The organism is Paraburkholderia atlantica (assembly GCF_000092885.1).
Lineage (GTDB): Bacteria > Pseudomonadota > Gammaproteobacteria > Burkholderiales > Burkholderiaceae > Paraburkholderia > Paraburkholderia atlantica.
This window is the reverse complement of the sequence record NC_014117.1, coordinates 3,018,465-3,029,830: the sequence shown is the minus strand read 5'-3', so window position 1 is coordinate 3,029,830 and position 11,366 is coordinate 3,018,465. Positions and strand designations below refer to the sequence as shown.

At 63.5% G+C, this 11,366-nt stretch carries 9 protein-coding genes; 8 read left to right on the top strand and 1 reads right to left on the bottom strand.

Going from position 1 to position 11,366, the window contains the following annotated elements:
• The 7 genes from BC1002_RS13620 (at nt 1) to BC1002_RS13590 (ending at nt 7,735) form a co-directional block, all read left to right on the top strand.
• A complete protein-coding gene (locus tag BC1002_RS13620) occupies nt 1–942 on the top strand; it encodes a D-alanine--D-alanine ligase (RefSeq protein WP_013090608.1) in 942 nt (313 codons plus the stop codon).
• 24 nt (nt 943–966) lie between these two features.
• On the top strand, nt 967–1,719 hold the full coding sequence (locus tag BC1002_RS13615) for a cell division protein FtsQ/DivIB (RefSeq protein ID WP_013090607.1): 753 nt from the start codon (nt 967–969) through the stop codon (nt 1,717–1,719).
• 27 nt (nt 1,720–1,746) lie between these two features.
• The gene (ftsA, locus tag BC1002_RS13610) at nt 1,747–2,979 is read left to right on the top strand and encodes a cell division protein FtsA (protein WP_008921172.1); all 1,233 of its coding nucleotides are present in this window, start codon (nt 1,747–1,749) and stop codon (nt 2,977–2,979) included.
• 116 nt (nt 2,980–3,095) lie between these two features.
• Complete coding sequence (gene ftsZ / locus BC1002_RS13605) at nt 3,096–4,298, top strand: cell division protein FtsZ (protein ID WP_013090606.1); 1,203 nt, start codon at nt 3,096–3,098, stop codon at nt 4,296–4,298.
• Between the two features lie 264 nt (nt 4,299–4,562).
• Nucleotides 4,563–5,066: a peroxiredoxin gene (locus tag BC1002_RS13600; protein ID WP_013090605.1), complete on the top strand. Its 504-nt coding sequence runs from the start codon at nt 4,563–4,565 to the stop codon at nt 5,064–5,066.
• Between the two features lie 287 nt (nt 5,067–5,353).
• Nucleotides 5,354–6,271: a UDP-3-O-acyl-N-acetylglucosamine deacetylase gene (gene lpxC / locus BC1002_RS13595; RefSeq protein ID WP_013090604.1), complete on the top strand. Its 918-nt coding sequence runs from the start codon at nt 5,354–5,356 to the stop codon at nt 6,269–6,271.
• Between the two features lie 135 nt (nt 6,272–6,406).
• A complete protein-coding gene (locus BC1002_RS13590; RefSeq protein ID WP_041734442.1) occupies nt 6,407–7,735 on the top strand; it encodes an IS4 family transposase in 1,329 nt (442 codons plus the stop codon).
• A 40-nt stretch (nt 7,736–7,775) separates the two neighbouring features.
• Here the strand turns inward: BC1002_RS13590 and BC1002_RS13585 are convergent, their stop codons facing one another.
• Nucleotides 7,776–8,258 carry a DciA family protein gene (locus BC1002_RS13585; RefSeq protein WP_018437619.1) on the bottom strand — a complete coding sequence of 161 codons (483 nt, stop codon included), beginning with the start codon at nt 8,256–8,258 and terminating at the stop codon, nt 7,776–7,778.
• 284 nt (nt 8,259–8,542) lie between these two features.
• Between BC1002_RS13585 and secA the strand changes: the two genes are divergently transcribed.
• Complete coding sequence (gene secA, locus BC1002_RS13580) at nt 8,543–11,365, top strand: preprotein translocase subunit SecA (protein WP_013090601.1); 2,823 nt, start codon at nt 8,543–8,545, stop codon at nt 11,363–11,365.
• The last annotated feature ends 1 nt before the right edge of the window (nt 11,366 follow it).

The following is an 11,366-nucleotide window of genomic DNA, read 5'->3' as shown; positions in this document are numbered from 1 at the left end:
ATGAGCAGTATCGATCCCAAACAATTCGGCAAGGTGGCCGTGCTGCTCGGTGGTAATTCCGCCGAGCGCGAAGTGTCGCTCAATTCCGGGCGCCTCGTGTTGCAAGGTCTGCGCGACGCCGGCGTCGACGCGCATCCGTTCGATCCAGCCGAGCGTCCGCTGTCGGCGTTGAAGGATGAAGGCTTCGTGCGCGCATTCAACGCGCTGCATGGCGGCTACGGCGAAAACGGCCAGATCCAGGGCGCGCTCGATTTTTACGGCATCCGCTACACGGGTAGCGGCGTGCTCGGCTCGGCGCTCGGTCTCGACAAGTTCCGCACCAAGCTCGTGTGGCAGCAGCTCGGCATTCCGACGCCGCCGTTCGAAGCGGTGCTGCGCGGTGACGACTACGAAGCGCGCGCGAAAGAGATCGTCGCGAAGCTCGGTCTGCCGCTGTTCGTGAAGCCGGCGAGCGAAGGTTCGAGCGTCGCCGTGATCAAGGTGAAGAGCGCGGACGCGCTGCCGGCCGCGTTGATCGAGGCCGTGAAGTACGACCGTATCGTCGTGGTGGAGAAGAGCATCGAAGGCGGCGGCGAGTACACCGCGTGCATCGCCGGCAATCTGGACCTGCCGGTGATCCGCATCGTGCCGGCCGGCGAGTTTTACGACTATCACGCGAAGTACATCGCCAACGACACGCAGTATCTGATTCCGTGCGGTCTCGGCGCCGAAGAAGAAGCGCGCCTGAAAGTGCTCGCGCGCCGCGCGTTCGACGTGCTCGGCTGCACCGACTGGGGCCGCGCGGACTTCATGCTCGATGGCGACGGCAAGCCGTACTTCCTCGAGGTGAACACGGCGCCTGGCATGACCGATCACTCGCTGCCGCCGAAAGCGGCGCGCGCGGTCGGCATCAGCTATCAGGAACTCGTGGTCGGCGTGTTGGCGCTGACGCTGCAGGATTAACCAAAGGTAAGCGCAAGCAACACCATGTGGAACAACGTTCGCCAGCTCAATCTCGCCACCAACGCGCTGCACGCGTTGCTGGTGCTCGTGCTGCTGGCGGCGGGCGGTTACTGGCTGATCCAGCGCCCGAACTTCGCGCTGCGCGAGATCCAGATCGACGGCGATACCGAGCACATCAATTCGCCGACGGTGCGCGCCGGCGTCGTGGGGCGCCTGAAGGGCAACTACTTCACGGTCGATCTCGACGCCGCGCGTCAGGCGTTCGAGCAGATGCCGTGGGTGCGTCACGCGAGCGTGCGGCGCGTGTGGCCGAATGCGCTGGCTGTCACGCTCGAGGAGTACAAGCCGCTAGGGACGTGGGGCAGCGATCAGCTGGTAAGCGTCGACGGCGAGCTGTTCACCGCGAACCAGGGCGAACTCGAAGAAGAGCTGCCCGCGTTCGACGGCCCGGACGGTACGGCGAAGGAAGTCGTCGCGCGTTATCACGACTTCCAGAAGTGGTTCGCGGCGATCAACGCGACGCCCGAGGAAGTGACGCTGTCGCCGCGCTATGCGTGGACGGTGAAGCTGTCGAACGGCACGCAGGTGGAGTTGGGCCGCGAACGCAATCAGGACACGCTGGCCGATCGCAGCAAGCGCCTGACCGCGGCATGGGGCGCGGTGACGCAACGTTGGGGAAAGGATATCGAGAATGCGGACTTGCGCTATCCGAACGGTTTCGCGATTCGTGCCGCTGGCATGCGCTTCATCAGCGAACCCGACAAGGGCAAGAAGTAAACGGACATCACACGCACTGAGCACGCTATGAGTAAAGACTATAAGGATCTGCTGGTCGCCCTCGACATCGGGACGTCGAAGGTAGTGGCCATCGTCGCCGAGTTGAAGGGCGAGGGTCACTACGAGGTGATCGGTCTCGGCCAGAGCGAGTCGAAGGGGCTCAAGAAGGGCGTGGTGGTGAACATCGAAGCCACCGTGCAGTCGATTCAGCGCGCGCTCGAGGAAGCCGAGCTGATGGCCGACTGCAAGATCACGAACGTGTTCACCGGGATCGCCGGCAGCCATATCCGCAGCTTCAATTCGAGCGGCATGGTCGCGATCAAGGAGAAGGAAGTCACGCAGGCGGACGTCGCGCGCGTGATCGAAACGGCCAAGGCAATCAACATCCCGACCGATCAGCAGGTGCTGCATATCCTCACGCAGGAATTCATCATCGACGGTCAGGAAGACGTGCGCGAGCCGATCGGCATGAGCGGCATCCGCCTCGAAGTGAAGGTGCATATCGTCACCGGCGCGGTCAGCGCGGCGCAGAACATCGTCAAGTGCGTGCGCCGCTGCGGCCTCGAAGTGAACGATCTGATCCTGCAGCCGCTCGCGTCGTCGCTCGCGGTGCTGACGGAAGACGAAAAGGAGCTGGGCGTGGTGCTGGTCGACATCGGCGGCGGCACGACGGACATCGCGATTTTCAGCGAAGGCGCGATCCGCCACACCGCCGTGATTCCGATCGCCGGCGACCAGATCACCAGCGACATCGCAATGGCGCTGCGCACGCCGACGCCGGATGCCGAAGACATCAAGGTCGACTACGGCATCGCCAAGCAGGCGCTCGCGGATCCGGACGAGATGATCGAAGTGCCGGGGCTCGGCGAGCGCGGTCCGCGCACGCTGTCGCGCCAGGCGCTGGCGGCCGTGATCGAGCCGCGCGTCGAAGAACTGTTTTCGCTCGTGCAGCAGGTGGTGCGCGAGTCGGGTTACGAGGAGCTGCTGAGCTCGGGCGTCGTGCTGACGGGCGGCGCGTCGATGATGATCGGCATGGTCGAGCTCGGTGAGGACATTTTCCTGAAGCCGGTACGCATTGGCGTGCCGGAATACGCGGGCGGTCTCGCCGACGTCGTGCGCAATCCGCGCTATTCGACGGCGATGGGCTTGCTCGTCGAAGGACGCTCGCAGCGCATGCGCGGGCGCAAGGTTGCGGTGCAGTCGGGGTCGATGGGACAGGTGTTCTCGCGCATGAAGGACTGGTTCCTCGGCAACTTCTGACCAAGGGTTTCGAGAAATTCGCGCTGGTGCCGGCGGCCGGTGCGCGACAGGAGGTTGCCCGATCTCCTGCCGGATAACGCCGAGTGGCAGTAACTTTTTATCTTGACGGAGGCAACATGGAATTCCAGATGCTGGAAACCGAAACGAGCGGCACGATCATCAAGGTCGTCGGAGTCGGTGGCGCTGGCGGCAATGCCGTTCAGCACATGATCAACAAAGGCGTGCAAGGCGTCGACTTCATCGTGATGAACACGGACGCGCAGGCACTGTCGCGTTCGCGCGCCACCGCGGTGATCCAGCTCGGCAACACGGGTCTGGGCGCTGGCGCGAAGCCGGAAATGGGCCGCGCAGCCGCTGAAGAAGCACGCGAGCGTATCGCCGACGCACTGCGCGGCGCGCACATGGTGTTCATCACCGCCGGCATGGGTGGCGGCACCGGCACTGGCGCGGCACCGGTCGTCGCGCAGATCGCGAAGGAAATGGGTATTTTGACCGTCGGCGTCGTCAGCAAGCCGTTCGAATTCGAAGGCGGCAAGCGCATGCGCGTGGCGGAAGCCGGTTCGCAGCAACTGGAGGATCACGTCGACTCGCTGATCGTCGTGCTGAACGACAAGCTGTTCGAGGTGATGGGCGACGACGCCGAGATGGACAAGTGCTTCCAGTGCGCTGACGACGTTCTGAACAACGCGGTTGCGGGCATTGCGGAAATCATCAACGTCGACGGTCTCGTCAACGTCGACTTCGAAGACGTGAAGACCGTGATGGGCGAGCAGGGCAAGGCGATGATGGGCACGGCGACGGTTGCCGGTGTCGATCGCGCGCGTCTCGCGGCCGAACAGGCCGTCGCAAGCCCGCTGCTGGAAGGCGTCGATCTGTCCGGCGCGCGTGGCGTGCTGGTCAACATCACGTCGAGCCGTTCGCTGCGTCTGTCGGAAACGCGCGAAGTGATGAACACGATCAAGAGCTATGCCGCGGAAGATGCGACGGTGATCTTCGGCGCCGTATACGACGATGCAATGGGCGACGCGCTGCGCGTGACGGTCGTGGCAACGGGTCTCGGCCGCGCTGCGAAGAAGCAGCAATCGGCACCGATGACGCTGCTGCGCACCGGCACCGACAACCAGCCGGTCGGCGCGATGGCGCACGCAGCGTACGCACCGGCGGCGGGCCATGCCAGCACGGCCGACTACGGCGCGCTCGACACGCCTGCGGTGTGGCGCACCTCGCGCGACACGGCGGCCTCGCACGTGCAGGCGCTGCAGGAAAAGGGCGTCGATACGTACGACATTCCGGCGTTCCTGCGCAAGCAGGCGGACTGAGCGCACGGGCAGGCTTCGTTGCGGCGCTGCGACTGGGGTCGCAAGTGCAGCGCTGGCGGACGAATGCACGAGCGTGGCGGGTGAACGGCAAGCAGGTCGCGTATCGTCTGGTTCGCGGCAGGGGCAACTGCCCTCTGCGGATTCGCGAAGCGGACGGAGTGACTGCCGCCGCACGGTGTGGCTTATAGTTGATACGGCCGAACCGATATTCACTGCGACACGAGGACGTGCGAGCGTGCTTCGCATCGATGCAAAGGACTGAGCATGATCAAGGAAGGTGAAAAGCTGCCCGACGCGACGCTCTTCGAGTATGTCGAAGACGACCGGGCGGGCTGCACGATCGGACCGAACAGTTTCGACGTGCGCGAGCAGACGGCGGGCAAGCGCGTGGTGATCTTCGGATTGCCCGGCGCGTTTACGCCGACCTGTTCGGCCAAACATGTGCCGGGCTATGTCGAGCATGCCGAGCAGTTGCGCGCTGCCGGCATCGACGAAATCTGGTGCGTGTCCGTCAACGACGCGTTCGTCATGGGCGCGTGGGGACGCGATCAGCACACCTCGGGCAAGGTGCGCATGATGGCGGACGGTAGTGCGGCTTTTACACGGGCGCTTGGTCTCGAGCAGGATCTGTCGGCGCGCGGCATGGGGATTCGTTCCCTGCGCTACGCGATGGTGGTCGACGACGGCGTGGTCAAGACGCTGAACGTCGAGGCTGCCGGCAAATTCGAAGTCAGCGATGCAGCGAGTATTCTCGCCACGTTGAGCTAGTTGCTGACGTCGCACCTTCGCCGCGACCCGCGCGCTTATGCCGCGTGGCGTGACGGCAACGGTGATTGCGACGCTTTTGTGACAGGCCGTTACGCGGGCCGATGACCGGAAACGCCTCCGTTCCGGGGCATCGGCCCGTCACGCTTTCCGTCGCTAAGTCCAATGGGTAATGCAGCGAAACAGATTGTCACGTTCCCCGCAAAGACGCTGGTCTGGCGATTGGAGTATAATTCGCGCTATGGAATAAAAAGTCCTGATTAGGATTTTCAATCGAACAGAAGACCACCATGTTGAAGCAGCGCACAATCAAATCGATCGTCAAGACTGTCGGCATCGGGTTGCACTCCGGCCGTAAAGTCAATCTGACGCTCCGTCCGGCGGGGCCGGACACTGGCATCGTGTTTTCGCGCGTGGATTTGCCCACGCCGGTGGACATTCCTGCGTCGGCGATGGCGATTGGCGATACGCGTCTGGCTTCCGTGTTGCAGAAAGACGGCGCGCGCGTGTCGACCATCGAGCATCTGATGTCCGCCTGCGCCGGTCTTGGCATCGACAATCTTTACGTCGACGTCACCGCCGAAGAAATCCCGATCATGGACGGCAGCGCGGGTTCATTCGTGTTCCTGATCCAGTCGGCGGGCATCGAAGAGCAGAACGCGCCGAAGAAATTCATCAAAGTTACGAAGCCGATCGAAATCCGCGACGGCGACAAGTTCGCGCGCCTCGATCCGTACTTCGGCTTCAAGCTCAAGTTCACGATCGACTTCCGTCACCCGGCCGTGGACAAAACCGGCCAGGCGCTGGAAGTGGATTTCGCCAACACGTCGTATGTGCGCGAAATCGCGCGCGCCCGCACGTTCGGCTTCGCGCATGAAGTGGAAATGATGCGTGAGCTCGGCCTCGCGCGCGGCGGCAGCATGGACAATGCGATCGTGCTCGACGAGTACCGCATCCTGAACAACGACGGCCTGCGTTACGACGACGAGTTCGTCAAGCACAAGATGCTCGACGCGATCGGCGACCTGTACGTGATCGGTCACCCGCTGCTCGCGTCGTACACCGCGTACAAGTCGGGCCACGGTCTGAACAATGCGCTGCTGCGCGAGTTGCTCGCGCACGAAGACTCGTACGAAATCGTCACCTTCGACGACACGCAGAAGGCCCCGCGCGGCTTCGCGTACGAGACGCAGACGGCTTTCGCATAAAGCCAGCGTGACAGGCAGGCAAATGAAAAACGGCCCCTCGGGGCTAATGCCGTTCAGTTAAGCGACTGAACGGCATTTTCGTTTTTGGCGCAGACCGGTTGTAAACGGGACGCGGCGATGTTAACTTTCATCGCCATGCTGGTCGATGATCTGCGCCTGCTTGTCGAATCACAGCCGCCGCTTGAATGGGGCCGGCTGGGCCAGCATCTGCCGTACGAATGGATCGAGTATGCAGTGCAGGCCAGTGGCAGCGCCAGCGTGCGTCGGCGTCGGCTACCCGCGCAGCAGGTGGTATGGCTGGTGATTGCGCTGGCGTTGTACCGGCACCAGTCGATCAGCGAAGTCGTCGATGAACTGGACCTGGCGCTACCCGCAGCCGATGCGTCATTTGTCAGTAAAAGCGCCATCGCCCAGGCGCGGCAGCGCATCGGCGCCGCGCCCCTGGCGTGGCTGTTTCACGAATCGGCCGCAAACTGGGTTGCGCAGGATCAGGCGAAGCACCTCTTCAAGGGGTTCTCATTGTTCGCGATGGATGGCACCACGCTGCGCACCGCCGACAGTGCGGCCAACCGCAGGCATTTCGGCGCCTCGGCCGCCGCTCATGGCCGCATTGGCAGCTATCCCCAGCTGCGCGCGGTAACGCTCACTGCGCTTGCGACGCATCTGGTGCGTGATGCGGTGTTCGGTCCTTACGATATCAACGAGATGATCTGGGCGCGTGAACTCATCGCTCGTGTGCCAGCCAATTCCATCACCGTATTCGATAAAGGGTTCCTGTCGGCGCAGCTGCTGTGCAATCTGGTTTCAGGCGGCGAGAACCGGCACTTCATCATTCCGGCCAAGGCCAATACGTGCTGGGAGGTGGTGAGTGGCGGACCTGGCGACCAGACCGTGCGCATGCGCGTGTCGCCCCAAGCCCGCGCCAAATGCCCGGATCTGCCCGAATTCTGGCAAGCGCGCGCCGTGCTTGCCCTCGATGCGCGGGGACGGCAGCGGATATTGCTGACCTCCCTGACTGATCGAAGACGTTTCAAGGCAGTCGACATTGTGTCGTGCTACGAGCGACGCTGGCAGATCGAGACCAGCTACCATGAACTGAAGCAGTCGATGCTGGGTATGGAGCTGACCCTTCGCAGTCAGACCGTGGAGGGTGTCTATCAGGAATTCTGGGGCGCCCTGATCGCCTATAACCTGATTCGCCTGGAGATGGCCAAAGCAGCGCTGGAGGCCGGGCACGCGCCCGAAGCACTGAGCTTTGTCCGCGCGTTCCACACAATTCAGTACGAAATGGCCTGGGCGGCCGTGACGCGCTCGTACGGCAAACTGCCCGCACTACTCAAGCGCCTGCGTGAGCGGCTCAAGCAACTTCCCAACGAGAAACGGCCCGGGCGCACCTGCGCTCGGGCCGTCAAATCCAGACCATTTCGTTATACCGTTCGGGTCCTCAAAAGAGACCTTAACTGAACGGCATTAGCCCCTCGGGGCCGTTTTTTTCGTTCAGCGTTCAGCGATTGCGCCGATGCCGCGCAGCCATGCGCGCGAGCGCTTCCTGCAACGGCGACGGCTCGAGCGATTCGCTCAACGCCTGCAGCGCGGCGGCGCCGGCCGGCGTCATGCGCGCCTGCTTCACGGGCGGCGGTTCCTTCAGAGGCTGCGGCCGCACGCGAATCTTCAGTGCCTGCACGGGCCAGCCGCGCTGCTGCAAGTCCGCCAGCAGCCGCGGCTCCAGATGCCGCAGACGCGCCGCGAGTGCATTGTGCGCAGCGAATAGGGCTAGCACGCCCTCCTTGATGAAGCCGGGCTCGACGCTAGTCGCCAGATAATCGGGCAAAAGCTCGCGGAGATCCTTCTCGAGCGCGGCGATCTGCTCGACGCCCGCGCGCAGCGCCGCGAATGCGTCCGTACGGCCGAGAACCTCGGCGAGCGGTTGCGGGCGGCGCAGATCGAACTGCTTCGGCGGCCTTGAAAAGGACGAAAAACGGCTCATGTTTGGGATTGACACGTGAGCTCGCCCCATGCGCGCTCACGCCGCGATTGTACCGCGCGGGCAGCTTGCGAAGCCGGTCCGCACGGCGCCGAAGGTTGCCCGGCGGGGCTGGCCGGGGCCGGCGCCGTCACGGCTCCGACACGAGCGCAGCCGGAGGCGCGTGCTAAAATGCCCGATTCGAATTCACTCTTGGACTAAGCCGCCGAGGACTTTCCGACACAGGCGCGGTATGCGCGTAGCGCACACCGCGAGCCAGCCGAAGCCGCGACGCAGACACCGATCCGATGACCACCGGTTTTCTACAGAAGATTTTTGGCAGCCGTAATCAGCGGCTTGTCAAGCAATATCAAAAGACCGTCGCGGCGATCAATGCGCTCGAGCCGCAGATCGAGCAATTGACGGATGACCAACTGCGCGCCAAAACGGGTGAATTCCGCCAGCGCGTCGCGAGCGGCGAATCGCTCGACAAGATCCTGCCCGAGGCGTTCGCGGTTTGCCGCGAGGCCAGCAAGCGGGTACTGAAAATGCGCCACTTCGACGTGCAGCTGATCGGCGGTATGGCGCTGCACTACGGCAAGATCAGCGAAATGCGCACCGGCGAGGGCAAGACGCTCGTCGCGACGCTGCCGGTCTACCTGAACGCGCTGTCGGGCCGCGGCGTCCACGTGGTCACGGTCAACGACTACCTTGCCCAGCGCGACGCCGAATGGATGGCGCGTCTCTATAACTTCCTCGGTCTGTCGGTCGGTATCAACCTGTCGCAGATGGAGCACACGGCGAAGCAGCAAGCCTACGCCGCCGACATCACCTACGGTACCAACAACGAATTCGGCTTCGACTACCTGCGCGACAACATGGTCTACGAGACCGACGCGCGCGTGCAGCGTAGCCTGAACTTCGCGGTCGTCGACGAGGTGGACTCGATCCTGATCGACGAAGCGCGTACGCCGCTGATCATCTCCGGCCAGGCCGAAGATCACACCGAACTCTACGTGCGCATGAACGCGCTGCCGCCGCTGCTCGAGCGCCAGATCGGCGAAGAAAAGGCGGACGGCACCGGCGTGGAGAAGCCGGGCGACTACACGCTTGACGAGAAAGGCCGGCAGGTGTTCCTGACCGAGTCTGGCCACGAAAAGGCCGAGCGCCTGCTCTCCGAGTGGGGCCTGATCGGTGAGGGCGAAAGCCTGTACGCGCCGCAGAACATCACGCTGATGCACCACGTGTACGCGGCGCTGCGCGCACACACGCTGTTCTTCAAGGATCAGCACTACGTCGTGCAGAACGGCGAAGTGATCATCGTCGACGAATTCACCGGCCGTCTGATGGCCGGCCGCCGCTGGTCGGACGGTCTGCACCAGGCCGTCGAGGCGAAGGAGCACGTGAAGATCCAGAGCGAGAACCAGACGCTCGCGTCGATCACGTTCCAGAACTATTTCCGCATGTACGCGAAGCTGGCCGGCATGACCGGCACGGCCGACACCGAAGCGTACGAATTCAACGAGATCTACGGTCTCGAAACGGTCGTGATCCCGACCAACCGTCCGCCGAAGCGGATCGACAAGCAGGATCAGATCTACAAGACCGCGAAGGAACGCTACGACGCGGTGATCCGTGACATCCGCGAGTGCTACGAGCGCGGTCAGCCGGTGCTGGTCGGCACGACGTCGATCGAGAACTCGGAGCTGCTGTCGCATCTGCTGAAGCAGGCCGGCTTGCCGCACGAAGTGCTGAACGCGAAGCAGCACGCGCGCGAAGCGGCGATCGTCGCCGAAGCGGGCCGTCCGCAACGCATCACGATCGCGACCAACATGGCCGGCCGCGGTACGGACATCGTGCTCGGCGGCAACGCGGAGAAGCAGGCGTCCTTCATCGAGCAGGACGAAACGCTCTCCGACGAAGAAAAGCAGCGCCGCATCCAGAAGCTGCACGACGAATGGCAGACGCTGCACGATCAGGTGAAGGCCGCGGGTGGTCTGCACATCATCGGCACTGAGCGTCACGAGTCGCGCCGGATCGACAACCAGCTGCGCGGCCGTGCTGGCCGTCAGGGCGACCCGGGTTCGTCGCGCTTTTATCTGTCGCTGGAAGATCCGCTGTTGCGCATTTTCGCGGGCGACCGCGTGCGCGCGATCATGGACCGTCTGAAGATGCCGGAAGGCGAGGCGATCGAAGCAGGCATCGTGTCGCGCTCGATCGAATCGGCGCAACGCAAAGTCGAGGCGCGCAACTTCGATATTCGTAAGCAATTGCTCGAATACGACGACGTGTCGAACGACCAGCGCAAGGTGATCTACCAGCAGCGCAACGAACTGCTCGAAGCGAACGACATCACCGAGACCATAACCGCGATGCGTCACGGCGTGGTCGGCGACATCGTGCATCAGTTCGTGCCGGTGGGCAGCATCGAAGAGCAGTGGGACGTGCCCGAGCTCGAGGAAGTGCTGCGCAACGAATGGCAGCTCGACCTCGCGATCCAGGAAATGATCAACGAGTCGAACTCGATCAGCGCGGAAGAGATTCTCGAGGCTGTCGAGGCCGCCGCGGACGAGGGATACGAAGCGAAGGTCCAGCTGGTCGGCCGCGAATCGTTCAGCGCGTTCGAGCGCTCGATCATGCTGCAGACGCTCGACCGCGCATGGCGCGAGCATCTGGCCGCGCTCGACCATCTGCGTCAGGGCATCCATCTGCGCGGCTACGCGCAGAAGAACCCGAAGCAGGAATACAAGCGCGAGGCGTTCGAACTGTTCGCCGCGATGCTCGACGCGGTGAAGCTAGAAGTCACGCGCATCGTGATGAACGTGCAGATCCAGTCGCCGGAGCAGCTCGAAGCGGCCGCGGAGCAGATGGAAGAGCAGGGCGGTCATCTGGAGAACGTCGAGTTCCGTCATGCCGAGTTCGCGGAAGCCGGCGCCGCCGCGCCGGTTGCTGCCGAAGCGGCCACCGCCGCAATGATCGGCGACGCGATGAGCCATGGCCACGGCCACGGCGCAGCGCCGCAGGCGGCCGTGCACATGAATACCGACAACGTGCCGAAGGTCGGCCGCAACGACCCGTGCCCGTGCGGCAGCGGCAAGAAGTACAAGCAGTGCCACGGCAAGATCGCCTGAT